This window comes from Erwinia sp. HR93 (assembly GCF_034555055.1).
Taxonomy (GTDB): Bacteria; Pseudomonadota; Gammaproteobacteria; order Enterobacterales; family Enterobacteriaceae; genus Apirhabdus; species Apirhabdus apintestini.
Map to the genome: position 1 here is coordinate 402,093 of NZ_JAXUDP010000001.1, position 26,073 is coordinate 428,165.

Sequence of the window (26,073 nt, forward strand, 5' to 3'; positions counted from 1 at the left end):
CGTGTCGATGGAGGCGCATTATAGGGACTGCTGCGTCCCTGACAAGCAAAAACTGAAAAATCTTTACCGTTCGCTCACTTTTCAGACGCAAGGCCTATTTAACCGACAAATCGCTCGTTAATTCTGCAATATCTTCCATGAAATCTGTCACCTGCTGCCAGTCCGTATAAACCACTTCTTTATTAATATTCGTTTCCCCGCCGGTCATTTTCATAATCAGGCGAATCATAAAGCGATCGAGCCAGCGATAGCGTGGGTAACGCAGCGCGCCTGGAAAAACAGCGCATAGATTTGGCCGCCACGGAGAAGAAAGCAAAAACTTACGGGTATAGGAATTGGTTTGCGGCGAGCGTTTTTCAGGCTTACGCGCAACCAAATTCACTGAAAAAAATGCGCTGGGGATCTTATTCAACGCTGCCGCATGTTTATTTACAAACTGCTTAAACGTCGGATGGAAATGGCCATAGCGGATTGATGCACCAATCACTACTTTATCGTATTTTTCCCACGGCACATCCGCAAGGTGATGAAGATTATGTATTGCGGAATCAATGCCTTTTTCCCTAAGCCCGGAAGCGATAAAAGCTGATATCTCGCGCGTCTGGCCATCCCGGCTTGAAAACAGTATCAATATTTTCACTGTAACTCCGCTTATTCGCGCCAAAATGTCGGCGTAAACAATACCAATAATGTGAAGACTTCTAGTCGCCCAAATAGCATATTGGCAATTAATATCCATTTGGCGATAGGGTTCATACTGGCAAAGTTATCCGCAACAACGCCAAGCCCCGGCCCCAGGTTGTTTAGCGTAGCGGCAACGGACGCAAACGCAGAGAAATCGTCCACGCCAGTGGCGATAATCGCCAGCATACTGATGATAAAAACTAGCGCGTAGGCAGAAAAGAAACCCCATACGGCCTCAAGAATACGTTCCGGCAACGCCCGGTTACCCAGCTTAATGCTATAAACCGCGTTTGGATGAACAAGTCGCTTAAGTTCTCGATTACCCTGCTTGAACAACAGTAGGATGCGGATAACTTTCAGCCCACCGCCGGTAGAGCCGGCACAGCCACCAATAAAGGCCGAGCATAGAAGTAGTACGGGGAGAAATAGCGGCCAGCGGGCAATACTGTCTGTGGTAAAACCGGCCGTAGTGGCCATAGAAACGACCTGAAAGAACGCCTGATTCAACGTCTGCCAAACAGAACCATATACGCTATGGAACCAGAGAACCAGCGAGCAGACTACCACCAGCGAAAATTGTACGCCGATAAACATCCGAAATTCGGGATCTCGCCAGTAAATCTTTAAACTGCGCCCGGTCAGCAAAGAAAAGTGCAAACTATAGTTACAGCCAGAAATCAGCAGGAAAATAGCAATAATGGAATTAATTGCCGGGCTATTGAAGTAGCCTACACTAGCGTCATGGGTAGAGAATCCACCGATAGCTATCGTCGCAAAGCTATGGCCTATAGCGTCAAACGCCGGCATCCCGGCAAACCAAAGCGCCAGCGCGCAGGCTACGGTGAGCAGCACATAAATTAGCCATAGTGTTTTCGCCGTTTCCGCAATACGCGGGCGCATTTTATTATCTTTCAATGGCCCCGGCATCTCGGCGCGATAGAGCTGCAGCCCCCCGACGCCCAAAATCGGGAGGATCGCCACGGCCAATACGATTATCCCCATCCCGCCAAACCACTGTAGCATTTGCCGGTAAAAGAGAATCGCATGCGGAAGTGAATCCAGCCCAACCAGGGTAGTCGCACCGGTGGTGGTTAACCCGGAAAACGACTCGAAAAAGGCATCGGTGATCGATAAATTGGGTTGGTCGGAGAAAATAAACGGCAGCGCCCCTACGCTTCCCAACACCGTCCAGAACAGCACAACTATCAGAAATCCTTCACGCGGCTTAAGCTCATTCTTTTGCCGGCGGTTGGGCCACCAGAGAAACAGACCAATCGCCAGCGCAACAAAGAAAGTTTGCGTAAAGGCGCGTCCCGCGCCGTCCCGATAAATTAGCGCCGCCAGTCCTGGAACAAACATCGTTCCGGAAAATAAAATGACCAACAGGCCGACAATTCGGGTTATGGCGCGAAAGTGCATTTAAGCCGATTCCTCAGAATTCGATCACAGTAAGGGTGGGGATTATTATTCAACGGGAAATAATTGCAATGAACCACGACTGATATCCGCCAGTTTTGACGAAAATTCATGCAAATCCGTAGAAGGCAGCGCGATGCGAAGCTGAATATCAGCCTGAAATATACTCTCGGCTATATGTCCGTGAGCCTGCTTCAGTAGTTCTTCAATAATAGCCAGTTGCCCATAATCACAGGTTAGACGATATTCCGTTAACGGTATTTTACGTATTGTCTGAAGCTGGCTGAGGGCCTGCTGCACACCCCCGCCGTACGCTTTTACCAGCCCACCCGTGCCAAGTTTAATCCCACCGGAATATCGCACAACGGCGGCGGTAATTTCGCCGATGCCGCTGCCCATAAGCTGAGCCAGTATGGGTTTACCCGCCGTCCCCGCAGGCTCGCCATCGTCAGAAAACCCCAACCGCTGCGAATCATCCGGAGCGCCCGCTACCCAGCCCCAGCAGCAGTGGCGCGCCGCAGGGTGTTGCTGACGCGCATGCTCAATAAAAGCTTTAGCCGCTTCAATTCCATCTGTATGCGCCAGCAGGGTGATAAAGCGACTTTTTTTTATCTCCTCTGCTACCGTGGCTGGCTGAGCCGGAATTAACCAGCTTTCCATCAGGCAAGCTTCAGATCGCGGGTCATGTTTTCAACCCCATGCTCATGGATGACGACATTATCTTCAATGCGAATACCGCCAAAGGGTTTGAGTGCCTCAATTTTCTGCCAGTCAAAATGGTCGCTAAAAGCACCTTCACGCCACGGGGCTAGCAGTGATTCAATAAAATACAGGCCAGGTTCAATCGTCAGTACCATCCCCGGCGCTAACGTTCGCGTACAGCGTAAATAAGGATGCGCATCAGGAGCCGCAAGGTGCGTCCCGCTCTCATCCTGCATAAATCCGCCTACATCATGGACCTGCAACCCTAACGGATGCCCAATTCCGTGCGGCATAAAGGGGCTTGTCATTCCTTTTTCAAGAACCATTTCCTCACTCACACCGTGCAAAATACCGTGCTTCAGCAATATTTTTGCCAGCCTCTGGTGAAATTGCAGATGATACTCAGTGTAATTAATCCCTGCTTTCATGGTGGCAATCAGCGCCTGCTGGTGTTCATCCACATCATGAATAAGCTGGGCAAAATCGCTATCCGCCTGCGTCGCCCACGTGCGGGTTAAATCGGCGGCGTAACCGTTATACTCCGCCCCGGCGTCCAGCAGAAAGCTACGCAGTTCCGCAGGGGCCTGATAATCAAGTCGGGTATAGTGAAGAACGGCGGCATGCTCATTAAGCGCCACAATATTAGTGTAAGGCACGTCCAAATCGCGATGCCCGGTGGCCGTCAGGTAAGCCTGATTAATATCAAACTCACCCATTCCGGAAAGAAACGCCTCATGAGCGGCCCGGTGTCCAACCACTGCCACCTTCTGCGCCTCGCGCATACAGCTCAGTTCATAATCGGTTTTATAGGCACGGTGGTAGTGAAGATAATTAATTACGCCTTGAGGATTAATATTGCCGGCGGCAATGCCTAATTGCGAAGCCCGCTCCGGCACCGGGCCAATATAAGCGACGTTTTCTCTTGCGGCGGGAAGCAGGCCGCCTATCGCATCCGCTTGCGGCAGCGCTATCATTTCAACTTCATCAGTCCAAAAGCTTTCCGGCAGCGGTTCCACGCTATGCCAGTAATCCACGGGCAAATAGAACCAAAGCTTAGGCTTATTGACTCCATCAACCCACAGCCAGCAGTTCGGCACCTGCGTCACCGGTACCCAGGCTTTAAATTGCGGATTTACTTTGAAGGGATAGGGATGGTCGTCTAAAAAAACATTAAACAGTTCACCGGAATGGATAAGCAATGCGTCGAGATTAAAGCGCTCCAAAACGTTACGCGTACGTTCCTGCAGCGTAGCCATATGTTCTTTATACTGCGCAGCCAGTGAATCCATAGCTTATCCCTCCTCTGAAAACTCGTGTTTTGCGCATTTTAGCATACCCAGACTTCACCAGGCGATGCCGACCATACGTGATCATTACTGCAAATAATTAACTATTATTTGCATTTAATTAACATATCAATCACACTTCCTTCATCTGGTATGACCAGATCACCCCGCTGGATTCAGGAGACCGATATGCTTTATCAAGGCGACACCCTCTATCTTAATTGGCTGGAGAATGGCATCGTTGAACTAGTGTTTGATGCGCCAGGCACTATCAATAAACTGGATACCGCCACGATCGATAGTCTGGGTCATGCGCTGGACATTCTGGAAAAGCAGCCGTCATTACAAGGCGTATTACTTCGTTCAGCAAAAGGGGCTTTTATCGTCGGGGCGGACATCACCGAATTTCTCTCTCTATTTCAGGTGCCTGAACAGCAGCTTAGCCAATGGCTAAGATTCGCTAACGGTATCTTTAATCGGCTGGAAGATTTACCGGTTCCCACCGTCTCCGCCATTAATGGTTACGCATTAGGCGGCGGCTGCGAATGCGTGCTGGCCACGGATTACCGGCTAGCCGCGCCAGACCTGCGCATCGGGCTCCCGGAAACCAAGCTGGGGATTATGCCAGGCTTCGGCGGCTCCGTGCGCCTGCCACGCTTATTAGGTGCCGACAGCGCTCTGGAAATTATCGTCGCAGGAAAAGATGTCAGCGCAAATGAAGCGTTAAAGCTCGGGTTAATCGACGGTATTCTGCAACCTGAAAAGCTACAAGAAGGCGCACTTTCGCTGTTACGCCAGGCCATTGACGGCACGCTGGACTGGAAAGCAAAGCGGCAGCCGAAGCTGCAGCCGCTGAAGCTCAGCAAGACCGAATCGGCAATGAGCTTTACTATTGCTAAAGGAATGACGGCTCAGATAGCCGGACCTCACTACCCGGCGCCGCTCACCGCAGTCAAAACTATTGAAGCAGCGGCCAAATACGGACGAGATGAAGCGCTGGCTCTGGAGACGCAGAGTTTTGTTCCACTGGCGCACTCTCCGGAGGCGCGCGCGCTGGTAGGCATTTTCCTAAGCGATCAATACATTAAAGGAAAAGCTAAACAGCTGACGAAACAGGTTACAGCACCGGCTCGCGCTGCGGTGCTGGGCGCCGGTATCATGGGCGGCGGAATCGCTTATCAGTCGGCCTGGAAAGGCGTTCCCGTTATAATGAAAGATATCAGCGATAAAGCGCTAACGCTGGGCATGAACGAGGCGGCTAAATTACTCAATAAACAGCTTGAACGTGGAAAAATCGACGGATTAAAGCTCGCCGGCATCGTTTCAACCATTCATCCCACTCTCGACTATTCGGGATTTTATCGGGTAGAGGCCGTCGTGGAAGCCGTGGTTGAAAACCCACAAATTAAAAAGGCTGCGCTGGCCGAAACCGAAGAAAAAATCCATGCCGGAACTATTCTCGCCTCTAACACATCCACCATTCCCATTAGCGAACTGGCAGGCGCGCTGAAACGCCCGGAAAACTTCTGCGGCATGCATTTCTTTAACCCCGTACACCGTATGCCGCTGGTCGAGGTGATCCGCGGCGAAAAAACGGCGGACACCACTATCGCCAAGATCGTCGCCTGGGCCAGCAAAATGGGTAAAACGCCTATCGTGGTAAATGACTGCCCGGGATTTTTTGTTAACCGCGTTCTGTTTCCCTATTTTTCCGGCTTTAGTCAATTACTGCGCGATGGCGCCGACTTCCGCAACATAGACAGAGTGATGGAGAAGCAGTTTGGCTGGCCCATGGGCCCAGCTTATTTACTGGACGTCGTCGGTATTGATACGGCGCACCACGCTCAGGCGGTGATGGCCAGCGGGTTCCCCCAGCGCATGCAAAAAACGTATCGAGACGCCGTGGATGCGCTTTTTAACGCCAGCCGGTTCGGCCAGAAAAATGGCCTAGGATTTTGGCGCTATAAAGAAGACAGCAAAGGGAAACCAAAAAAAGAGAATGACGGGGCCGTCGACGCTCTGTTAGCCGATATCAGCCAACCGGCGCGCGCTTTCAGTGATGATGAAATTATTGCGCGCATGATGATCCCGATGGTGAATGAGGTAGTGCGTTGCCTTGAAGAAGGCATTATTGCCAGCCCGGCGGAAGCGGACATCGCGCTAGTTTACGGGCTTGGTTTTCCTCCTTTTCGCGGCGGTGCATTTCGCTGGCTGGATACGCTTGGCAGCGCGGCCTATATCGAAATGGCGCAGCGTTATCAGCATCTGGGGCCACTTTATGAAGCACCGGAAGGTTTATGCCAAAAAGCACGCCGTAACGAAACATATTACCCTGTGGTTGAACCAGCCCGAGCGCCTGGCGAACTGAAGACGGCTTAAGGAGATACAATGGAACAGGTTGTCATTGTCGATGCAATTCGTACCCCAATGGGCCGCTCAAAAGGCGGTGCATTTCGCCAAGTGCGCGCAGAAGATCTTTCTGCTCATCTCATGCGCAGCCTGATAATGCGTAACCCGGCACTTCAGGCCAGTGAAATTGACGATATCTACTGGGGCTGCGTTCAGCAAACGCTGGAGCAGGGGTTTAATATCGCGCGCAACGCCGCGCTGCTGGCAGAAATTCCGCACTCCGTACCCGCGACGACCGTGAACCGCCTGTGCGGTTCCTCTATGCAGGCGCTACATGATGCCTCCCGCACGATCATGACCGGTGATGCGCAGGTCTGCCTGGTGGGCGGCGTGGAGCATATGGGGCACGTTCCCATGACCCACGGCGCTGACTTTCACCCTGGGATGGGTCGCCACGTCGCCAAAGCAGCGGCAATGATGGGCCTTACGGCAGAGATGCTCGCGCGTTTGCACAGTATTACCCGGGAAATGCAGGATAGCTTTGCAGCACGCTCCCATGCGCGCGCCTGGGCTGCCACTCAATCCGGCGCTTTTGATAATGAAATAATCCCAACCGGCGGTCATAACCCCGATGGGGTACCCACATTATTCGATTATGACGAAGTTATTCGCCCCGAAACCACGACTGAAACATTATCGACGCTGCGCCCTGCATTCGATCCGGTTAACGGAACCGTGACGGCGGGTAGCTCTTCAGCACTTTCTGATGGTGCGGCTGCCCTATTACTCATGAGTGAAAGCCATGCGCGAGAATTAGGCTGCCAGCCTCGCGCCCGCGTACGCTCAATGGCGGTAGTCGGCTGCGATCCTTCAATCATGGGATATGGACCTGTGCCTGCATCAAAACTAGCGCTAAAGAAAGCCGGGCTATCCGCCAGCGATATCGATCTCTTTGAAATGAATGAAGCATTTGCCGCTCAGATTTTACCGTGTATCCGCGATCTCGGTTTAATGGAGCAGCTTGATCAGAAAATTAATCTCAACGGTGGCGCCATCGCGCTAGGCCATCCTCTCGGCTGTTCCGGCGCGCGTATTAGCACGACGCTGATTAACCTGATGGAGCGCAAGGACGCTCAGTTTGGACTCGCGACGATGTGCATCGGCTTAGGCCAGGGAATTGCCACCGTACTGGAGCGTATATAGTACGTCGTTATAGCCGGAGAGGCCCGCAGCCGTAGCTTAACGGCTGCGCCAACAGCGCCATGGCGATTGCAATTGCCGTGGCGCAATATCATCTTTACGAAGCCGCATTAGCCCAATGTGATTTGGGGGATGTTCTATCAAAGGCGCAAACACGGAGCGCCGCTATATAGATAATTACCAGCCAGCCCCCCAGCACTGAAACCAGCCGCATTAAATAAACGTAAATGCGTCGCCAAACATACGATCTTCACGCGCATCACGCTCATGACAAAAAAGCTCGCGGGCAATCTTTGCCATCTCAAAACGCCCCGCAATATAAATGTCATAATCGGCCAGCGAACCATAATCCTGAAGTACCGCGGTCAGCACGGTACCTGTACGCCCACGCCACTCCTCCGGCGGCTGCTCGACCACCGCCTCCAGCCGCATCTGCGGATGATTCACGGTTAAAGCTTCCAGCTCGCTCAGGTCGTACAAATGCTGCGCCTCACGACCGCCCCAGTAAACGGCGATATCCCGCTGTGGATTTCGCTCCAGCGCGGTCAGCAAAATTGAGCGAACATACGAGAAGCCCGTTCCACCGGCAATCAAAATCAGTGGACGCGTTTCATCATCCTCACGCAGCCATGCCTCGCCGTGCGGCATATCTACCAGGATTTCATTTTGCTGTAGAACCCTGTCCATCACAGCCATCGCGTAGAGATTCAGTTCCGATGCGCCGATATGCAGTTCAATATGCTTTGACTCAAAAGGCGTAGATGCCATGGAAAAAGGGCGCTTATCACGCTCATCCATAACAACCATTAAATATTGACCGGCACGAAAAGCGCACGGGGTTTCAGGAACGAGCCGAACCCGATAAACCGTATCAGTAATTGCGTCCACCGATGTCACTTTACAGCTTAGTATTGTCATGCGCTCCCTCTAATCGGGTCATGAGTGCAAATTGCGCGCCGGCGCCCGGGCGCCGGCCTCTACTTATTTAAAAATGGCCAGTTCATCCCATATCGCATCAATACGCGCCGTTACCTGCGCGTCTTTACGAATTGGGCGCCCCCATTCACGGTTCGTTTCACCCGGCCATTTGTTGGTGGCATCCATACCCATTTTGGAACCGAGGCCGGAAACCGGTGAGGCGAAATCCAGATAATCAATGGGCGTATTTTCCACCAAAACGGTGTCGCGCGCAGGATCCATACGCGTAGTGATAGCCCAAATAACATCATTCCAGTCACGCGCGTTTACGTCATCGTCGCATACGATAACGAATTTGGTATACATAAACTGACGCAAAAAGGACCAAACGCCCATCATGACGCGCTTAGCATGTCCGGCATACTGTTTTTTTATGGTGACAACCGCCAGACGGTATGAACATCCTTCCGGCGGCAGATAAAAATCGACGATTTCCGGGAACTGTTTTTGCAGTATCGGCACGAACACTTCATTCAGCGCAACGCCTAAAACCGCGGGCTCATCCGGCGGGCGCCCGGTATAAGTAGAATGATAAATCGCATCATCTCGCTCCGTGATATGCGTCACCGTGAATACCGGGAAATTATCCACTTCGTTATAGTATCCGGTATGGTCGCCATAGGGCCCCTCAGGCGCCGTTTCGCCGGGCTCAATATAACCTTCGAGGATGATTTCCGCACTGGCCGGTACTTCCAGATCGTTCGAAAGGCATTTCACCACTTCGCTTTTAGTGCCGCGCAGTAGGCCCGCGAACGCATATTCCGACAGCGTATCCGGCACCGGAGTTACCGCCGCCAAAAGAGTTGCAGGATCGGCGCCTAAAGCGACAGAGACAGGAAAACGTTCTCCCGGATGAGCAGCACACCACTCTTGATAATCCAGCGCGCCGCCGCGATGAGACAGCCAGCGCATAATCAATTTGTTTTTGCCCAGTTGCTGCAGGCGGTAGATACCGAGATTTTGCCGCTCTTTATGCGGCCCCCGGGTCACTGTCAGCCCCCAAGTGATTAACGGTGCCGCATCGCCCGGCCAGCATTGCATTATGGGAATATGCGTGAGATCGACCGCATCTCCTTCTAAAATCCGCTGCTGACACGGCGCGCTCCGCAGGCGCTTTGTCGGCATATTCAATACTTGCTTAAATTGCGGCAGCTTATCAACTAAATCGCGAAACCCTTTTGGCGGCTCCGGCTCTTTGAGAAACGCCAGTAGTTTACCTACCTCGCGCAGCGCGGTAACGTCCTCTTGCCCCATACCTAACGCAACCCGACGCGGCGTGCCAAACAGGTTACACAATACGGGCATGCGATAACCTTTGGGATTTTCAAACAGAAGGGCCGGCCCACCGGCTCGCAGTGTGCGATCGGCTATCTCGGTCATTTCCAGATGAGGGTCAACCGGCAACGCAATGCGTTTTAGCTCCCCTTGCTGCTCCAGCAGCGTGATAAATTCGCGTAAGTCGTGATATTTCATAAGTCACTTTTGCGTCTGGTCAGGTGGCGTATTATACGGCCTTCACCGGCCCCTTGCTGTAGTTTCGTTAATAAGCGTGATGCGATGAGATAATGATGTTGCCCGGCGAAGTATTATGGTCTTAACTATCACTCTAAGGGGCGTTTTGCTATGCTTGCGCGCCTGGCAAGTTAAGAAGAGTTATTATGCAATCCTGGTATCTACTTTACTGCAAACGAGGTCAATTGCTGCGAGCGAAAGAGCATCTGGAGCGCCAGTCTGTCGACTGCCTGACACCAATGATTACGCTTGAGAAAATGGTCCGGGGAAAGCGCGGTGAAGTCAGCGAGCCGCTGTTTCCCAACTACCTGTTTGTCAAATTTGATCCGGAGGATATTCATACCACCACGATCAATTCGACCCGGGGAGTTAGTCATTTTGTGCGTTTCGGCGCACTGCCTGCCACGATACCAGAGAAAGTTATTCATCAGATTACACATTATCAACAGGAAGAGATTGTCGACCCTCATACACCGTGGCCCGGCGATAGCGTCATTATCACCGAAGGGGCCTTTGAAGGGCTGCAGGCAATATTTACTGAACCTGATGGCGAAATGCGTTCCATGCTGCTGTTAAATCTGCTTAACCGACAAGTGGTTCAGAGCGTAAAAAATACTGACTTTCAGAAACTCTGATAGCATTTAAAATTCGATACTGAATAAGCGCCTGACATTTTCATCCGTTGCCTGCTCCAAAGCATCTCTCGTTTCTCCTCGCCGAAGTGCAGCCTGCTCCAGAATATGTGCCAAAAAAGCAGGCTCATTACGTTTCTCTGCAGGCTGAGGACGAAGGTCACGCGGTATTAACCACGGCGCATCGGTTTCCAGCATTAATCGCTGTCGCGGAATCTCAGGCAGTAGTGCGCTTAATTGTTGGCCGCGCCTTTCATCGCATATCCACCCGGTAATACCAAGGTAAAGGCCCCGTTCTAAACACGCCGTGGCCTCAACTTTTTTGCCAGTAAAACAGTGTAATACGGCGCCTGGCAGTTTATCTAACCAAGGGTCCAGTAAAGCAATAAAGCGCTCATGAGCATCGCGGCAGTGAAGAAATACCGGCAGTGACAGCTCCGCAGCCAGTGCTAACTGCGCGCTAAAGGCCCGTTCCTGCGCCTGCGGGGAAGAAAAATTTCGATTAAAATCTAACCCGCATTCACCAATCGCTACCACTTCCGGCTCCGCCGCCAGCAGCGCCAGTTGCTCCACGCACCCTGCGGTCCAATTTTCAGCGTCGTGCGGATGTACGCCCGCAGTACTCCAGCAATCAGGGTAGCGGCGGGCCAGTGAAAGAACTTGTTTGCTCTCATCTATACTGGTGCCCGTTAGCAGCATGCCACGCACACCCGCCTCACGCGCACGCATCACCACCTCCCCACGGTCGTTTTCAAACCGCTTACTGCTCAGGTTTACCCCAATATCAAACATTCTTTTTTCCTGGATTGTGATGTTTCAAAACCCGATAACCGGTTTATTAGCAGCAGTACCATCGCTGGCCTGCTTGCGCGCGGTTACAATGTCGATTATCCCAACGCCTTACCCGCGAAAGCGATAAGAGTTCATTACGAGACACTTTAGCCCACGGCATACAACTCTTTGGGCTTAAATAAGGTATTTATCGCCAAAGATTGTCTATCAGGCGCTGCGGCACCGGGCAGGATGCAGCTACAGAAACGCGTGCGTAAAAGGTAAGATTTCTGGCCTTTGCCGCCATAATGGCGAACCCAGTGAAAAAGCATTCTCAGGCCGCCAGATAAAATTCTGGCCCTTTTGCGATGGCACCACAGATCCCCCAGTAGCAATAATAAACTTTCCAGGGCAGCCGCTAAAGCCGCATACGCAGTTACAGGCAATTACCATCACCAGGCCGTTATATCAGCCCGCCGTAAAAACCCGCCTTCATAGAAAGCGGCATTGCTTTGATGCCCTAGTGGGGCATACCAAATTCCTTAAAAAAAGTCTCTGCCAGGTCTTGTGAGATTTAAATCCCAAAACAACAAGGCAGAGCCAAAACCCGTTGATGACCAGGCCCATAGGACGTGTTTTTCAGTTGGCAACAAAAATGCCGGTCAATTTTCACTGACCGGCATTTGTTCTAGAAAGATAACGTTATTCTTTAGGCGTAACGGAAGTTTCCGCTGAGGACGCGGCATTTTCCGCATCGTTTTCTCCATTCGAATCTTCATCATCTGGCTTACGCCGCTTACCGACATAGAAGCGGGAGAAGAAAACCCCAACCTCAAACAGAAAATACATTGGTACAGCCAGCAGCGTTTGTGAAAACACATCCGGAGGCGTTAACAGCATGCCGACAACAAACGCGCCAACCAACACATATGGACGTTTTTTCTTTAAATCTTCCGGAGTCGTCACTCCCATCCAGCACAGCAAAACAATCGCTACCGGCACTTCGAAAGAAACGCCGAACGCCATAAATAGCGCCATGACAAAATCAAGATAATTGGTAATGTCAGTTGAGATGGTAACGCCTGCGGGAGCCGTTTTAGTCAAAAAACCGAATGCCAGCGGGAAGACGACAAAATAGGCAAATGCCATGCCGATATAAAATAGCAGAGTACTGGATACCAACAGCGGCACGATAAGCCGACGTTCGTGCCGATAAAGCGCCGGCGCAACGAACGCCCATACCTGATACAAAATAACCGGTGCCGACAAAATGACTGACACCATAATCGTTAATTTAATCGGCGTGAAAAAAGGCGATGCAACATCGGTCGCAATCATCGTTGAGCCAAGCGGCATCTGAGAAATCAACGGTGCCGCAACCAACTGATAAATATCATTTGCAAAATAAACCAGCGCCAAAAAGATGAGCAATATGGCGATGATGCAGTTTAACAGTCGTTTTCGCAGCTCAATTAAATGGCTGATTAGTGGTTGAGTATCTTCAACGGCCATGTTCAGGATTTACTATCTGGAGAATGAGTTGATTCAGGCGATGGACTCATTGCCTGCGTGGTATTTTCAGCGACGCTATCCGCCTTTACTTGCACAGGCGCATCCACTGCGCCATCGCCCGGAACTTGCTGAGGTGCGCTCACCTGATGAGCAGCCTGAGCGGGCGTCGCGCCCTGAGGCTCTTCTACAAGCGGGTTGTGTATTGTATGCGCTTCGTCACTCTCTTTTTCCGGATCGTTCGCCGTATAAGAGCGCTTCATTGCCTCGGCTGCCTGACGTAGCTCGTCCATCGACGACTTCAGTTCAGGCGAAAGATTATTCAGGCTCGCTTTTTCAACCTTTTTCAGGCTGTCCTGAAGCTCCTGCAATTTAAGTTCCTGGCTAAGCTCATTTTGCACCGTGGTTGCCAGCGAGCGCAGCGCCCGGATCCATCCAGCCACCGTTTTTACCGCTACAGGAAGACGCTGTGGCCCTAGAACTATCAGGCCAACGATAAACACCAGAACCAGTTCGCCAAAACCAATATCGAACACGCCTTACACCTGATTGTTATCGTGATTTTTGACTTCGTCTTTACGGAGGCTGTCTTCAGCTTTTTCCGGTAAAGGCGCCGTGGGGAAATCGGCATCTTTTTTCCCGGATTCGGTCGATGCCGTGGTTTTTTCTTCATCGTCGCCCATCGCTTTTTTAAAGCCTTTGATTGACGCACCGAGGTCGGAGCCTATAGATCCGAGCTTTTTAGTGCCGAATAACAACACCACAATTACGGCAATGATAAGCAACTGCCAGATACTAATACCACCCATGATAAATCCTCAGATATTTAAGCGAGCCAGTACATAGAGTATACGGCACGCGAATAAGTTCGTTACGATGTAAATCAGGCCGTACGTCGCCAGCCAATCAGCCAGGCAATAATCCCACCCGCCATTAACCAGACAGGACGCCACTCCCATTCGGGTTTGTGAATCAAAAACAGCGTCCCACTCAATATCAATGTGGCTCCGATTCCGAGCAAATATTTGGCCCGACCGTTACGCACACGCTGGAAATGAATGTCGTGGGCGATTTTATCAACACTCAGTTGTAATTGTTTGCTTTGGCGCAAACTGTCGTAGACCAGTTCCGGAAGTTGCGGCATTTTTTCCACCCAGAACGGCGCCTTTTCTTTCAACGCCCGCAATAAGGCGGGTACACCAACCTGATTTTTTAACCACGATTCCAAAAAAGGCTTGGCCGTTTTCCATAAATCAAGCTGTGGGTATAGCTGTCGCCCCACCCCTTCAACGTATAGCAATGTCTTTTGAAGCAATACCAGCTGTGGCTGAACCTCCATATTAAAACGGCGCGCCGTATTAAAGAGATTTAGCAAAACGTGGCCAAAAGAGATTTCCGACAGCGGTTTCTCAAAAATGGGTTCGCAAACCGTGCGGATGGCAAATTCGAACTCTTCAACGTTGGTATCTGCAGGAACCCAGCCTGAATCAACGTGTAGTTCCGCCACCTTACGGTAATCGCGATTAAAAAACGCAATAAAATTTTCTGCCAGATAACGCTTATCGTCTTTATTTAACGATCCCACTATACCGCAATCAATACCGATATACTGGGGGTTTTCAGGGTGTTCATAACTGACAAAAATATTCCCAGGGTGCATATCGGCATGGAAGAAACTGTCACGAAAAACCTGGGTAAAAAACACCTGCACTCCCCGCTCCGCCAGAAGCTGCATATTGGTACCGTTACTTACCAGTGCCTGTGTGTCTGACACCGGGATACCATAGATGCGTTCCATTACCAGCATATTTTGCCGACAGTAATCTGAATACACCTCAGGAACATACAGCATCGGGCTGGCTTCGAAATTACGCCGAAGTTGAATTGCGTTTGCAGCCTCACGCAGCAAATTCAGCTCGTCCAGCAGTGTCTTTTCATATTCACGCACCACTTCAAGAGGTCGCAGCCGTCGGCCATCCGGCAGCAGGCGTGGCACCCAGCCAGCCAGCCGGTAAATCAATTTCATATCCGCTTTAATGACCGGCAAGATATCAGGCCGAATCACTTTAATAACGACGTCTTTGCCATTGGATTTCAGGCGGGCTGTATGGACCTGCGCAATCGATGCGGAGGCTAAAGGCTCAATTTTAAAATCCTCAAACCAGCTTTCGACCGGGATATCACCCATCGCACGCTCTATTTGCCGCTGCGCCAGGTGGCCGTCAAAGGGGGCAACGCGATCCTGCAGCAATGCAAGCTGATCGGCAATCTGGGGTGGAAACAGATCGCGGCGAGTGGAAAGCATTTGCCCAAACTTAATCCAGACTGGCCCCAACTCCTGAAGAGCCAGGCGCAGACGTTCGCCTAAGGGTTTTTCTTTGTGCCGATTAGGGAGCCAAAACAATAAGCGCCGCCACAGTCGCAGCGGCAGCGTAATGCGAATTTTTGGGATCAGCTCATCAAGCCCGTAGCTTAAAAAGACTCGAACAATAAGATACAGGCGGCGCAGTTCTCCAGGCGTCATTTCCCCTCCAGACGCGCCATGCGTTTTTCCAGCGATTCTACTTCATCTGCTATCGCGCTTACTTCATCGATAAACCAAACCGTTTCGAGGCGCCCTGGTGCCAGGCGCCACTCTTCCGTCATCGCGTCCGCAAGATAGCGCTGGCTATGCTCCGCACGCTTTTTTAGAAAACGAGCACCGCCGCGGAGAAATTGACTCACACCCTCTGCTGGGATATCGCCTATCCAGGGCGCCAGTAACTCTGCGGGATCGAAATCGGCAAGATGAATAAGCGAAACGAGATGCTGCACGACCTGGATATCGCCATGCACTTCCAGGTCACCTTGCTTTATTAGCGCCGTAAGCCTCTGGCGATCGCGGAGCTGTGGCAAAACGGCTATGCGCGTAGCGACAGTACAATCGGCACTATCTTCCCACTGACTTAAAACATCGATTTGTTTATCGCTAAACGCCAAAATCAGCGGCGAGTCCAGTTCTTTAAGCTCAATGCGTAGTATCTTGCCTTTTAAAGGCTGGCGAGCCGCTTTAAGCGCATCGTCACGCCAGAGCATACGATTAACGAAGGTTTCCACAGCGGCTGTTACCAACGGCATAAAGGGCACGCGCATTCCTCCGTTCAGAATTTATAACCGCGATGCAGAGCAACAATGCCCGCCGTCAAATTGTAATAGGCGGTATTCTCAAATCCGGCCTCTTCCATCATTGTTTTCAAAGTATCTTGATCCGGGTGCATACGGATTGACTCCGCCAGATAGCGGTAGCTTTCCGCATCCTGCGCCACGACCTCACCAATACGCGGGAGGACGTGAAAAGAGTAGGCATCGTAGGCTTTACTTAGCGGGTCTATAATAGGTTTAGAAAACTCAAGCACCAGTAAACGCCCGCCCGGTTTTAATACCCGATACATGGAACGCAGCGCTTTCTCTTTATCGGTTACGTTACGCAGTCCAAAAGAGATAGTAATACAGTCAAATGTGTTGTCCGGAAACGGCAGCGCCTCTGCGTTGGCCTGCACATATTCTACATTGCCAATAACTCCGGTGTTACGCAGCTTCTCACGCCCCATCTTTAACATGGAATCATTGATATCAGCCAGCACGACACTGCCCGTTTCACCAACTAAACGCGAAAATTTAGCCGTTAAATCCCCGGTGCCTCCGGCCAGGTCTAATACGCGCTGACCGCGACGCACGCCGCTGCAATCAATAGTGAAGCGTTTCCATAACCGGTGAATGCCAAACGACATCAGGTCGTTCATTACATCGTATTTTGCCGCAACGGAGTGAAAGACTTGCGCTACCATGTCCGCCTTTTGCGTTTTTGCAACGGTACGGAAACCAAAATGCGTCGTATCCTGCGAATCTCCAGCCATCTCAATGCCTGCTTGTTGAAAAATATTTGAAGGAGTGTAACAGATTGCACCGTGTTGCCCTATGATTCAGCGCCACGCAGGGTATACCTTATCAGATATCACCCGCTGCACGGCGCGCTGGGGTGATTTCTGGTTCAACCTGGGTGTCATACCGCTCTCCGGGTGCAATAGCGGCATTGTCGCCATCCAGTTTCGCCCGGGCAGACAATTCTGGATTGATTTCTCTCTTGATTTCAACGCCGAGTTCACGGAAAGCCTCGGCCTGGACCAGAATATTTCCGCGCCCACTGGCCAACTTTTTCATTGCCTGCCGGTAGGTATCCTGCGCTTTATCCAGGTTATTGCCGATAGCAGACATATCATCGACAAACAGCCGCATTTTATCATAGAGACGCGCCGCCCGATCGGCGATACGTTGGGCATTACGGCTTTGGTGTTCATAGCGCCAGAGATTGGCAATAGTCCGTAGCGCCACCAGCAGCGTAGTGGGGCTGACTAGCATAATATTGCGCTGTAGCGCTTCATTTATCAGCTCAGGCTGTTTGTCTATTGCCGCCAAAAACGCCGGCTCAATCGGGATAAACATCAGTACATAATCAAGAGATTTTACCCCTGGCAAGCACTGGTAATCTTTACTCCCCAGCGAGCGAATATGCTGGCGAATCGCGGCAATATGCTCTGAAAGCGCCTGCTCCCGCGCGTACTCTTCTTCAGCGTTAAAGAAACGCTCCCAGGCCACCAGCGTCATTTTTGCATCAATCACCACGTCTTTGCCTTGGGGCAGGCGTACAATGACATCCGGCTGCATCCGGCTACCGTCTTCGCGCTGAATATTTACTTGCAGATCATATTCATGGCCTTCGCGCAGCCCCGAGGCCTCCAGCACGCGGCCAAGCACCACTTCTCCCCAATTTCCCTGGGTTTTGTTATTACCTTTTAATGCCTGGGTGAGATTGACGGCTTCCTGAGCCATTCTGGCGTTAAGCTGTTGCAGATTGCGGATCTCATGAGTCAGCGTGTGCCGCTCCCGCGCTTCCTGACCAAAGCTATCCTGCACCTGGCGCCGAAAACCGTCTAACTGCTCCCGCAGCGGTGTAAGTAGCCCCTGCAGGCTTTGGCGATTTTGCTCATCCACCCGCCGGCTATTCTGTTCAAAAATCCGATGCGCGAGGTTTTCAAACTGCTCGCTCAGGCGGTGTTCGCTGCTCATCATCTGCCGGACTTTTTCTTCCGCGTTAATACGCGTTTCTTCAAGTCGCGTGCTCAGTTCACGCAGATCGGCTTCCTGTACCCCGTTGATCTCCAGCTGGTGGCGCAGCTCACCGTTTAGACGCTCACACTCTTCATGCCAATATTCAGCCTGCTGAAGCTGCTGCCGCGCCGCCATCAGTTCGCCGTAAAGCTCGCGCTGGGCGGTATGCTCCAGCGCCAGTTTTTGCGCCGCGCGCAGGCTGGCCAGCAACCAACCGGCACCAACGCCTGCAAGCACCATGATGATAACGAGCAGTAATGAGTTGTCCACTCCGCCTCCAGAATGCGAGTTTACCGCCCTCCAGCAGAGGGCGAGGCTTTAATCAAAGTAAAATTGTGCTGTATGGATGTCCAGATGAAAAGCGCTTTTCTGCGTAAAGCCGCGCAAAAAAGCGCGGTACTCTTACCGCGCCAGGAAAATATATTTCGCAGGAGCGCAAACCAAGGATGTCCTCAACAAGCAATATAGGTACACGCGGAGTAAAAATATTTACGGGCGGCAAGCGCATGATTCTACGCCGCAGAATTGGCAAAGAGCGTTAAAAAGCGCCTTTTAGGCGCGCATCTGACAAAACCAACCCGCGTTTTCTGCCAGAGCAAACCGCTGCCAGCGCGCGGGCGAGCTACCTGGTATCAACCTATGCTGAGTCAGAATATGGGGACGAGACATACGATTAAGTCGATGGCGCGTCTCAGCTTACGCGCCACCGAGCGGGCGAAATTAAAGCAGACGGCGCGCGGCCTCAACCACAATATTTATCGCGTGGCCTTCCGTTTGTTTCATCAATTGCGCATCCGGGATTTCTTGCTGAGTACGATTAACAATGACCCCGGCTATCATACCGGCGCGCAATCCCTGACTCGCGCACATGGTTAACAGCGTCGCGGATTCCATTTCATAATTCATCACGCCCATCGCCTGCCATTCAGCCATTGAACCTTTAAAACGCCGCTCTACGCGACCAGAAAAGGTATCATAGCGCTCCTGGCCTGGATAAAAAGTATCGGAAGACGCCGTCACGCCAATATGCGTTACCGCACCGGCGGCCCTGGCTGCCTCTACCAGCGCGGTGGTGCAGGTAAAATCTGCAACCGCCGGGTATTCGAGAGGCGCAAAGTGCAGGCTGGCACCGTCCAGGCGCACAGAAGCCGTAGTAACCAGCACATCGCCCACACTGATATTCGGCTGGATAGCTCCGGTGGTTCCCACGCGTAAAAAAGTGCGAATCCCCAACTGCGCTAATTCTTCAACGGCTATCGAGGTAGAAGGGCCGCCAATCCCTGTGGAACATACGATGATGGACTTACCGTCTATCTGTGCACGCCAGGTCGTAAACTCGCGGTGCGAAGCAAGCAATACGGGGTTATCCATTAATGCCGCTATTTTTTCCACCCGCTGTGGATCGCCCGGCACAATGGCAAGCGTTGCACCCTGTAAATCACCCTGAGTCAGGCCCAAATGGAAAACGTCAGTCGCTGACATAGCGCGCTCCTTGAAATCACTGTGGGAAAATAAGGCGTCTACTCTAACCGGGCCTGCCGCGTAATTACGTGATACATCTCACCTGTAATGAAACAAATTACTCTTATTTATGCATCACTAAGTGATTTGCTTCACAAATACTGGCGTATGGCTTTACACCTCAAATGGCAGGCAAACCCGCCCGCACGCCCATTAAAATTGATGCCCTCACGGCGTTTTATCTCCATTTTGGTCGTTGCTACGCCAGCCCAACATTTTACGTGCCGGGTTTATGGCTATAGTTATTCGGACGCACGCATTTAATGAAAACGTTGCCGCCTGTCAGCTACCCGCCGCCAGGCCAGACAACGCAACGCAACGCAACGCATAACTTAATTACGTCGGGCGCTGCCCGCGCGCCAGGATGGAGATAGCCATGACTCAAACATCAGTGCCACCTCTCCCCTTCGCCGATAATGCCACAGCGGTGATTCACACCACGGCAGAAAACCTGCGCACCGGGGAAACCACAATCCCAAGCCAGGGCGACAGCATGCCCGCCTGGTTCGCTCGCCCGGAAGACCAGAGCGAAGGGCTACCCGTCGTTATCGTGATACAGGAAATTTTTGGGGTACATGAACATATCCGGGATATTTGCCGCCGGCTGGCGCATGAAGGTTATCTGGCTATTGCGCCGGAATTGTATTTCCGTCAGGGAAGCCCGGACGACTATTCTGATATTCCCACGCTTCTCAATGGGCTGGTAGCCCACGTTCCAGACGCGCAGGTACTGGCGGATCTCGATCACGTCGCCAGTTGGGCCGCGCGCCACGGCGGGAATGCTAATCGCCTGATGGTGACCGGCTTTTGTTGGGGAGGACGCATCGCCTGGCTTTACGCCGCGCATAATCCTCAATTGAAAGCAGCCGTCGCGTGGTATGGCCGCTTAACCGGTGATAAGACCCTGAATTCGCCGGAGCAGCCAATTGATATCACCACTCGCCTGAACGCTCCGGTGCTTGGTTTATATGGCGCTCAGGACAGCGGCATTCCACTGGAATCCGTTGAGTTGATGCGCCAGGCGCTGCGTGCGGCAAACGCCAACGCTGAGATTGTCGTCTACCCGGACGCCGGACACGCGTTTAACGCGGATTACCGCCCCCAATATCATCAGGCCTCGGCTGCAGACGGCTGGCAAAGAATGCTGGCATGGTTTCGGCGCTACGGCGATGGGAAAAAATAGCGCGCCTTTCAGCGCGCTTTACCGCCGACCTGAAAGGCTACGCCCGGCGCAGATTTTGCGCCGCCTGAACCATGCTTGCCAGCGCCGCGCGGGTTTCCGGCCAGCCGCGCGTTTTTAAACCGCAGTCCGGGTTTACCCACAAACGCTCCGCTGGAATGCGCCGGGCCGCCTTACGTAGCAGTGCCTCAATCCATTCGACATTCGGGACATTTGGCGAGTGAATATCATAGACGCCCGGCCCAATTTCATTCGGGTATTCAAACTCCTTAAATGATTCCAGTAGTTCCATATCTGAACGCGAGGTTTCAATGGTTATTACATCGGCATCCAGCGCTGCAATCGAAGCCATGATGTCGTTGAACTCGCAATAACACATATGCGTATGAATTTGGGTGTCATCCTTCGCCACCGCTGCATTGATGCGAAAGGCTTCCACTCCCCACTGGAGATAAGCGTCCCAGTCGCTGCGCTTAAGCGGCAGCCCTTCCCGCAGCGCAGGCTCATCAATTTGAATAATGCCAATCCCCGCCGCTTCCAAATCGGCAACTTCATCGCGTAGCGCCAGCGCAATTTGTTTCGCGATTGTTTCCCGACTGACATCTTCGCGCGGGAAAGACCAGCACAGAATCGTTACCGGGCCGGTCAGCATGCCTTTCACCGGTTTGTCCGTGAGCGATTGCGCATATTTTGCCCATTCAACGGTGATAGGCTCGGGCCTACTGATATCACCGATGACAATCGGTGGTTTTACGCAGCGGGAACCATAGCTTTGCACCCAGCCATTTTGCGTGAAGACAAAGCCGTCCAAATGTTCGCCGAAATATTCCACCATATCGTTACGCTCGGCTTCACCGTGCACCAGCACATCCAGCCCCAACCGCTCCTGCTCAGCGATTGCCTGTTTGATATGTTCCGCAATTCCGGTGCGGTAATTATTCGCGTCTAAAAGACCTTTTTTAAATTCCAAACGCAGCCCGCGGATCTCAGTCGTTTGTGGAAATGAGCCAATCGTCGTCGTCGGCCACGCCGGGAGTTTAAAGCGCTCGCGCTGCGCTTTAGCGCGCAGCGGATATACGCTGGCACGCTGGCTATCCTGAGCGGTAATCGCCGCCAGTCGCCGCGCTACGGCGGCGTTGTGTACGCGCACCGAATTCTCACGCGCCCGAATTGGCGCGCTCCATGCGTTCAGTTGCTCAGGGTTACCGGAATTTAGCGCATCGCGCAGCAGCGCCAGTTCATGGCATTTCTGTAGCGCAAAGGCAAACCAGCTTTTGGCTTCCTCATCCAGCCGGGTTTCTACGCTCAAATCTATCGGGCTATGTAATAGCGAGCAGGAAGAACCAACCCAGAGCTCACGCTGCCCGACAATAGATTGAATTTGCGCATATTTTTCTTTCAAATCCGCACGCCAGACGTTGCGCCCGTTAATTACGCCCGCCGAAAGTACCCACTGAGACGGCAGGCGTTTATGCAGCCCGGCAACATCATCGTTACCGTGTACTAAATCCACGTGCAGCCCTTGAACCGGCAAGGCGACGATGGCCTCTAAATTCGGCGCGACGTTTTCAAAATAGGTAGTCAATAACACCTTTACCTGCCCTTGCAGCGCGTCATAGGCAGTTTGATAAGCCTCTAACCAGGGCCGTGGAAGTTCCAACACCAGCGCTGGCTCATCGATTTGCACCCACTCAATTCCGCGTCGGGCCAGTTCAGCCAGTACCTGTTTATACACCGGGAGAATGTCGTTCAGCAGGCTCAGGCGGTCAAACTGTTCACCTTTCACTTTACCCAGCCATAAATAGGTAACTGGCCCTAACAGCACGGGTTTTACGCGATGCCCCAGCGCCAGCGCTTCATCGACCTCATCCAGCACCTGAGTCCAGGTAAGCTGAAACCGCTGGCCTTTGACAAACTCCGGAACCATGTAGTGATAGTTGGTATTAAACCATTTGGTCATTTCCGCCGCTGCCGCCGGTTTACCGCTGGGCGCCCGCCCGCGGCCTATGCGAAACAGCGTATCGATATCTACGGTACCATCGTCATTCTGATGGCGGGCGGGGACGTTTCCCAATAATAAGCTGGTAGTTAACACATGGTCGTACCAGGCAAAATCGCCGACTGGCAGCAGATCGACGCCAGCCTGCTTCTGTTGCTGCCAGTGGCGAGCGCGCAGCTCGCGCCCCGTTTCAAGCAGCGCTTCGCGCGTCGCTTTGCCCGCCCAATAGCTTTCCAGCGCTTTTTTTAGCTCGCGTTTCAGGCCAATACGCGGAAAACCAAGGGTGTGGTTCAGGATTGTCATGCTGTTTGCCTCATGTTTGCGGTTTCAGTGCCAGCGTGCCGTGGACGATGCGGTCGTATAGGGATCCGTTACGCGCCGAGCGGTCTGCCACTGGAAGTAATTTTTATTTAGCCGTCTGGATGTTTACACATCCATAATCCACAGGTACTGTGTCTTCCTCAAGCGCAAAATATTCATGACAAGGTGAAGGGGATTCATGATCGAGATAAAACATCTGCGGACCCTACAAGCGCTGCGCAATAGCGGCTCGCTCGCCGCGGCGGCTGCCGTGCTGCACCAAACGCAGTCTGCGCTGTCGCATCAGTTCAGCGATCTGGAACAGCGGCTCGGCTTTCGTCTCTTTGTACGCAAAAGCCAGCCGCTACGCTTTACGCCCCAGGGTGAGGTTTTGTTAGCATTGGCGGAACAAATTTTGCCGCAAATTAGCCACGCGCTGCAGGCATGCCGCCAGCCTCGGCATAGCGGGCTAGGTGTTGCGATTGAATGCCATAGCTGTATTCAGTGGCTAACGCCGGCGCTGGCGCAATTTAGTCAGCGGTATCCGCAGGTGGAAGTGGATTTCAAATCAGGGGTCACTTTTGATCCGCAGCCTGCGCTGCAGCAAGGCGAGCTGGACATTGTTCTCACCTCTGACATTTTGCCCAAAAGCGGCCTGCACTACTCTGCGATGTTTGATTACGAAGTACGTCTGGTAATGGCCTGCGATCATCCTCTGGCGGCCAAAGCGCAGATTAGTCCGCAGGATTTAGCGGCGGAAACACTGCTGATTTATCCGGTCCAGCGTTCCCGCCTTGATATATGGCGGCACTTCCTGCAGCCGGCGGGGATTACGCCAGCGCTGAAGCATGTAGATAACACGCTACTGCTTATGCAGATGGTAGCTGCGCGAATGGGCATCGCCGCGCTTCCGCACTGGGTAGCTGAAAGCGCGGAGCGTCAACGGCTGATCGCGACGCGTCCGCTGGGAGATGGATTATGGAGTCGGCTTTATGCCGCCGTTCGCAGCGGCGAACAGCACCAGCCGGTCTCTACGGCATTTATTCATTTTGCCCGCAGTCACGCCTGCGAGCATTTACCCTTTGTGCGGAGCGTGGAGCGACCCAGCGCCGGTGCACCCAGAGCGACCCCACAATTATCGCACCTCCAGCCAGAAAGCTCGGCCAGTGAGGACGCTGCTGCCAGATAGCCAGGTTAACCAGTAATCCTGCCGGTACGTGCATATTATTCATAATGCCAAGCGTACCGGCATCCACGCGGGTAGCGCCGTAGTTCCACATGAAGAATCCCAGCCCCGATGCGACAACCCCAAGCCAGACCAAAACTCCCCACTGTAATGGGGTTGTAGGAAGCTGCTTTGAGTTGCCCAACAGCAGCCACGCCACCGCAGCCACCAGGAAAGCGCCAAGATAAAACCAGGAAAAAGCGCCGCGCTGCGGCATTGGACGAATTTCCATGAGCCGCTTATACCCCACCATGCCGATGGCAAAGGTAAGGTTAGCCAGTTGCACCAGCAGCAAGCCGGTCCAGAAATGTTCGCTCAGGCGGTCATAACGAATAATTGCGGCTCCCAGCACCGCCAGCAGTGCGCTCAGCATATAGCTCCAGCGCAGCCGCTGTCGGCGGAGGATATCGTAGATAAGGGTGATGTACAGCGGCGTAAGCACGGTAAACAATAGAAACTCGGAAACCGTCAGATATAAATAGGCCTGAAAACTCAGCAAATAAGTAAGGCCCAGCTGCAGCACCCCAACCAGCATATATAGCGCGCGGGTTTTGATACTTTGCCCATAGCCGCGTAAAAAAGGCAAAAAGACGGCAAATGCCAGACCAAGGCGCATTAACACTGAAAAATAGCTGTCAACGTGCCCTGCCAGATACTCACCAATCAGGCTAAAAGAAAATGCCCACAGCACCGTGGTAATAATAAGTAGCGCCACGACCAGGCCTCGCTTCGCATTAAAAAAGCCTATTGTAGCGAAGTCGTAGCGCTATTATTTCATTTTCTCATTGACCAGTGGATGTTTTATAATCACTCCAGTTTTAAATCAAACCTCAGCTAAGAAAAGTTTCCGCAGGTAGTGCGGCACGGCTTCTTCCGCATTGGTGCCAATCACTTCCAGCGCTGGCAGGAGATCTTTCAGGCGCTGATGGGCGTTACCCATAATGCAACCTTTACCCGCCATGCTCAGCATTTCTTTGTCGTTCATACCATCCCCGAACGCAATGCAGTCCTGCAAACCATAGCCCATCGCGGTAGCAACCGCTTCCAGCGCGTGACCTTTAGAAACCCCGCCCGCCATCACCTCAAGGCAGGTGAGCGTTGAAAAGCTCACGTTTACCCTATCTCCCCAGCGCGCGTTAATGGCCTGCTCCAGCGGCAGCAAATGTTCATGCCTGTCGCTGATAAAGAACACCTTGCTGATCCCCTGCGGTTCAAGAAGCTGGGGTTCATAAAGCTGATATGTGAAATCCGCCTCCGGGAAAAACAGCATCTCCTCAGGGCGATGACGGTTGATAAACCAATCATCGTCGCGATACACGTTGGTCACAATATTCGGATCGACGTGCATCATGCCAAAAAGATCGGCGGCAATATCGCTGTCCAGATTGTGAGAGAAAACTAATTGCCCGGCCATATCATGCACCCGCGCACCGTTGGAGGTTATCATGTAGGCGGGAATATCAAGACCGTCGCGGATTTGCGCGACATCCACGTGGTGCCGCCCGGTGGCAAAGACGAAATGCGCGCCGCGGGCAGTCAGCAGGCGCAACGTTTCTTTCGCATAAGGCGTCAGCATATGCTCGGGAGACAGCAGCGTGCCGTCAAGATCGGACGCAACAACCTGGTACATAAGCGATATCTATCCTTCTGGGGTAATTGTT

At 52.4% G+C, this 26,073-nt stretch carries 22 protein-coding genes and 1 pseudogene; 5 read left to right on the forward strand and 18 right to left on the reverse strand.

All coding sequences use genetic code 11. The features are described from left to right. Nucleotides 1-94: 94 nt before the first annotated feature. The 4 genes from hemG to pepQ are packed head-to-tail and all read right to left on the reverse strand — an operon-like array spanning nucleotide 95 to nucleotide 4,091. Nucleotides 95-640 carry a menaquinone-dependent protoporphyrinogen IX dehydrogenase gene (gene hemG / locus SFA31_RS01895; RefSeq protein ID WP_322836453.1) on the reverse strand — a complete coding sequence of 182 codons (546 nt, stop codon included), beginning with the start codon at nucleotides 638-640 and terminating at the stop codon, nucleotides 95-97. A gap of 11 nt (nucleotides 641-651) precedes the next feature. After that, the gene (trkH, locus tag SFA31_RS01900; RefSeq protein ID WP_322836454.1) at nucleotides 652-2,103 is read right to left on the reverse strand and encodes a Trk system potassium transporter TrkH; all 1,452 of its coding nucleotides are present in this window, start codon (nucleotides 2,101-2,103) and stop codon (nucleotides 652-654) included. 45 nt (nucleotides 2,104-2,148) lie between these two features. Continuing rightward, complete coding sequence (locus tag SFA31_RS01905) at nucleotides 2,149-2,760, reverse strand: IMPACT family protein (protein WP_322836455.1); 612 nt, start codon at nucleotides 2,758-2,760, stop codon at nucleotides 2,149-2,151. Further along, on the reverse strand, nucleotides 2,760-4,091 hold the full coding sequence (gene pepQ, locus SFA31_RS01910) for a Xaa-Pro dipeptidase (protein WP_322836456.1): 1,332 nt from the start codon (nucleotides 4,089-4,091) through the stop codon (nucleotides 2,760-2,762). Before pepQ ends, SFA31_RS01905 begins: the two co-directional genes overlap by 1 nt. 186 nt (nucleotides 4,092-4,277) lie before the next feature. On the opposite strand from pepQ, the gene fadB reads away from it, so the two are divergent. After that, a complete protein-coding gene (fadB, locus tag SFA31_RS01915) occupies nucleotides 4,278-6,467 on the forward strand; it encodes a fatty acid oxidation complex subunit alpha FadB (RefSeq protein ID WP_322836457.1) in 2,190 nt (729 codons plus the stop codon). Between the two features lie 9 nt (nucleotides 6,468-6,476). Further along, on the forward strand, nucleotides 6,477-7,640 hold the full coding sequence (gene fadA, locus SFA31_RS01920) for an acetyl-CoA C-acyltransferase FadA (RefSeq protein WP_322836458.1): 1,164 nt from the start codon (nucleotides 6,477-6,479) through the stop codon (nucleotides 7,638-7,640). 210 nt (nucleotides 7,641-7,850) lie between these two features. Here the strand turns inward: fadA and fre are convergent, their stop codons facing one another. Continuing rightward, nucleotides 7,851-8,555, reverse strand: coding sequence for an NAD(P)H-flavin reductase (fre, locus tag SFA31_RS01925; RefSeq protein WP_322836459.1), 705 nt, complete (start codon nucleotides 8,553-8,555; stop codon nucleotides 7,851-7,853). 63 nt (nucleotides 8,556-8,618) lie between these two features. Next, nucleotides 8,619-10,088, reverse strand: coding sequence for a 4-hydroxy-3-polyprenylbenzoate decarboxylase (gene ubiD, locus SFA31_RS01930; RefSeq protein ID WP_322836460.1), 1,470 nt, complete (start codon nucleotides 10,086-10,088; stop codon nucleotides 8,619-8,621). 185 nt (nucleotides 10,089-10,273) lie between these two features. On the opposite strand from ubiD, the gene rfaH reads away from it, so the two are divergent. Further along, nucleotides 10,274-10,762, forward strand: a complete 489-nt coding sequence (rfaH, locus tag SFA31_RS01935) for a transcription/translation regulatory transformer protein RfaH (RefSeq protein WP_322836461.1) — start codon at nucleotides 10,274-10,276, stop codon at nucleotides 10,760-10,762. Nucleotides 10,763-10,768: 6 nt separating this feature from the next. On the opposite strand, the gene tatD is transcribed toward rfaH, so the two are convergent. The 9 genes from tatD to udp form a co-directional block, all read right to left on the reverse strand. Further along, on the reverse strand, nucleotides 10,769-11,551 hold the full coding sequence (tatD, locus tag SFA31_RS01940; RefSeq protein ID WP_322836462.1) for a 3'-5' ssDNA/RNA exonuclease TatD: 783 nt from the start codon (nucleotides 11,549-11,551) through the stop codon (nucleotides 10,769-10,771). Nucleotides 11,552-12,232: 681 nt separating this feature from the next. Continuing rightward, nucleotides 12,233-13,042, reverse strand: a complete 810-nt coding sequence (gene tatC, locus SFA31_RS01945; protein ID WP_322836463.1) for a Sec-independent protein translocase subunit TatC — start codon at nucleotides 13,040-13,042, stop codon at nucleotides 12,233-12,235. Nucleotides 13,043-13,044: 2 nt separating this feature from the next. Continuing rightward, nucleotides 13,045-13,575, reverse strand: coding sequence for a Sec-independent protein translocase protein TatB (gene tatB / locus SFA31_RS01950; protein WP_322836464.1), 531 nt, complete (start codon nucleotides 13,573-13,575; stop codon nucleotides 13,045-13,047). A gap of 3 nt (nucleotides 13,576-13,578) precedes the next feature. Then, a complete protein-coding gene (locus tag SFA31_RS01955) occupies nucleotides 13,579-13,848 on the reverse strand; it encodes a Sec-independent protein translocase subunit TatA (RefSeq protein WP_322836465.1) in 270 nt (89 codons plus the stop codon). 74 nt (nucleotides 13,849-13,922) lie between these two features. Then, nucleotides 13,923-15,563 (reverse strand): ubiquinone biosynthesis regulatory protein kinase UbiB, encoded by a 1,641-nt coding sequence (gene ubiB, locus SFA31_RS01960; protein WP_322836466.1) that lies wholly within the window; start codon nucleotides 15,561-15,563, stop codon nucleotides 13,923-13,925. After that, nucleotides 15,560-16,165 (reverse strand): ubiquinone biosynthesis protein UbiJ, encoded by a 606-nt coding sequence (ubiJ, locus tag SFA31_RS01965; RefSeq protein ID WP_322836467.1) that lies wholly within the window; start codon nucleotides 16,163-16,165, stop codon nucleotides 15,560-15,562. The genes ubiB and ubiJ overlap by 4 nt, the downstream gene beginning before the upstream one ends. A gap of 14 nt (nucleotides 16,166-16,179) precedes the next feature. Next, a complete protein-coding gene (gene ubiE, locus SFA31_RS01970) occupies nucleotides 16,180-16,935 on the reverse strand; it encodes a bifunctional demethylmenaquinone methyltransferase/2-methoxy-6-polyprenyl-1,4-benzoquinol methylase UbiE (RefSeq protein ID WP_322836468.1) in 756 nt (251 codons plus the stop codon). 91 nt (nucleotides 16,936-17,026) lie between these two features. Continuing rightward, nucleotides 17,027-18,427 (reverse strand): DNA recombination protein RmuC, encoded by a 1,401-nt coding sequence (gene rmuC / locus SFA31_RS01975; RefSeq protein ID WP_416208343.1) that lies wholly within the window; start codon nucleotides 18,425-18,427, stop codon nucleotides 17,027-17,029. Between the two features lie 480 nt (nucleotides 18,428-18,907). Further along, nucleotides 18,908-19,669, reverse strand: a complete 762-nt coding sequence (gene udp, locus SFA31_RS01980) for a uridine phosphorylase (protein ID WP_322836470.1) — start codon at nucleotides 19,667-19,669, stop codon at nucleotides 18,908-18,910. Between the two features lie 415 nt (nucleotides 19,670-20,084). On the opposite strand from udp, the gene SFA31_RS01985 reads away from it, so the two are divergent. Beyond that, nucleotides 20,085-20,891, forward strand: coding sequence for a dienelactone hydrolase family protein (locus SFA31_RS01985; protein WP_322836471.1), 807 nt, complete (start codon nucleotides 20,085-20,087; stop codon nucleotides 20,889-20,891). A 37-nt stretch (nucleotides 20,892-20,928) separates the two neighbouring features. Here the strand turns inward: SFA31_RS01985 and metE are convergent, their stop codons facing one another. Then, nucleotides 20,929-23,190, reverse strand: a complete 2,262-nt coding sequence (gene metE, locus SFA31_RS01990) for a 5-methyltetrahydropteroyltriglutamate--homocysteine S-methyltransferase (RefSeq protein WP_322836472.1) — start codon at nucleotides 23,188-23,190, stop codon at nucleotides 20,929-20,931. 196 nt (nucleotides 23,191-23,386) lie between these two features. Here metE and metR point away from each other — a divergent pair, with 196 nt between their 5' ends. Then, the gene (gene metR, locus SFA31_RS01995; protein ID WP_322836473.1) at nucleotides 23,387-24,376 is read left to right on the forward strand and encodes an HTH-type transcriptional regulator MetR; all 990 of its coding nucleotides are present in this window, start codon (nucleotides 23,387-23,389) and stop codon (nucleotides 24,374-24,376) included. Here metR and SFA31_RS02000 read toward each other — a convergent pair. Next, nucleotides 24,363-25,127, reverse strand: a pseudogene (locus tag SFA31_RS02000) (carboxylate/amino acid/amine transporter); the annotation flags it as partial. The gene metR and the pseudogene SFA31_RS02000 overlap by 14 nt on opposite strands. A gap of 108 nt (nucleotides 25,128-25,235) precedes the next feature. After that, nucleotides 25,236-26,042, reverse strand: coding sequence for a sugar/pyridoxal phosphate phosphatase YigL (gene yigL / locus SFA31_RS02005; protein ID WP_322836474.1), 807 nt, complete (start codon nucleotides 26,040-26,042; stop codon nucleotides 25,236-25,238). Between the last annotated feature and the right edge of the window lie 31 nt (nucleotides 26,043-26,073).

Excerpts from the sequence above, each read along its gene's own strand:
- trkH (WP_322836454.1), bottom strand. The coding sequence starts at position 2,103 with ATGCACTTTCGCGCCATAACCCGAATTGTCGGCCTGTTGGTCATTTTA.
- SFA31_RS01905 (WP_322836455.1), bottom strand. The coding sequence starts at position 2,760 with ATGGAAAGCTGGTTAATTCCGGCTCAGCCAGCCACGGTAGCAGAGGAG.
- pepQ (WP_322836456.1), bottom strand. The coding sequence starts at position 4,091 with ATGGATTCACTGGCTGCGCAGTATAAAGAACATATGGCTACGCTGCAG.
- fadB (WP_322836457.1), top strand. The coding sequence starts at position 4,278 with ATGCTTTATCAAGGCGACACCCTCTATCTTAATTGGCTGGAGAATGGC.
- fadA (WP_322836458.1), top strand. The coding sequence starts at position 6,477 with ATGGAACAGGTTGTCATTGTCGATGCAATTCGTACCCCAATGGGCCGC.
- fre (WP_322836459.1), bottom strand. The coding sequence starts at position 8,555 with ATGACAATACTAAGCTGTAAAGTGACATCGGTGGACGCAATTACTGAT.
- ubiD (WP_322836460.1), bottom strand. The coding sequence starts at position 10,088 with ATGAAATATCACGACTTACGCGAATTTATCACGCTGCTGGAGCAGCAA.
- rfaH (WP_322836461.1), top strand. The coding sequence starts at position 10,274 with ATGCAATCCTGGTATCTACTTTACTGCAAACGAGGTCAATTGCTGCGA.
- tatD (WP_322836462.1), bottom strand. The coding sequence starts at position 11,551 with ATGTTTGATATTGGGGTAAACCTGAGCAGTAAGCGGTTTGAAAACGAC.
- tatC (WP_322836463.1), bottom strand. The coding sequence starts at position 13,042 with ATGGCCGTTGAAGATACTCAACCACTAATCAGCCATTTAATTGAGCTG.
- SFA31_RS01955 (WP_322836465.1), bottom strand. The coding sequence starts at position 13,848 with ATGGGTGGTATTAGTATCTGGCAGTTGCTTATCATTGCCGTAATTGTG.
- ubiB (WP_322836466.1), bottom strand. The coding sequence starts at position 15,563 with ATGACGCCTGGAGAACTGCGCCGCCTGTATCTTATTGTTCGAGTCTTT.
- ubiE (WP_322836468.1), bottom strand. The coding sequence starts at position 16,935 with ATGGCTGGAGATTCGCAGGATACGACGCATTTTGGTTTCCGTACCGTT.
- rmuC (WP_416208343.1), bottom strand. The coding sequence starts at position 18,427 with ATGGTGCTTGCAGGCGTTGGTGCCGGTTGGTTGCTGGCCAGCCTGCGC.
- udp (WP_322836470.1), bottom strand. The coding sequence starts at position 19,669 with ATGTCAGCGACTGACGTTTTCCATTTGGGCCTGACTCAGGGTGATTTA.
- SFA31_RS01985 (WP_322836471.1), top strand. The coding sequence starts at position 20,085 with ATGACTCAAACATCAGTGCCACCTCTCCCCTTCGCCGATAATGCCACA.
- metE (WP_322836472.1), bottom strand. The coding sequence starts at position 23,190 with ATGACAATCCTGAACCACACCCTTGGTTTTCCGCGTATTGGCCTGAAA.
- metR (WP_322836473.1), top strand. The coding sequence starts at position 23,387 with ATGATCGAGATAAAACATCTGCGGACCCTACAAGCGCTGCGCAATAGC.
- yigL (WP_322836474.1), bottom strand. The coding sequence starts at position 26,042 with ATGTACCAGGTTGTTGCGTCCGATCTTGACGGCACGCTGCTGTCTCCC.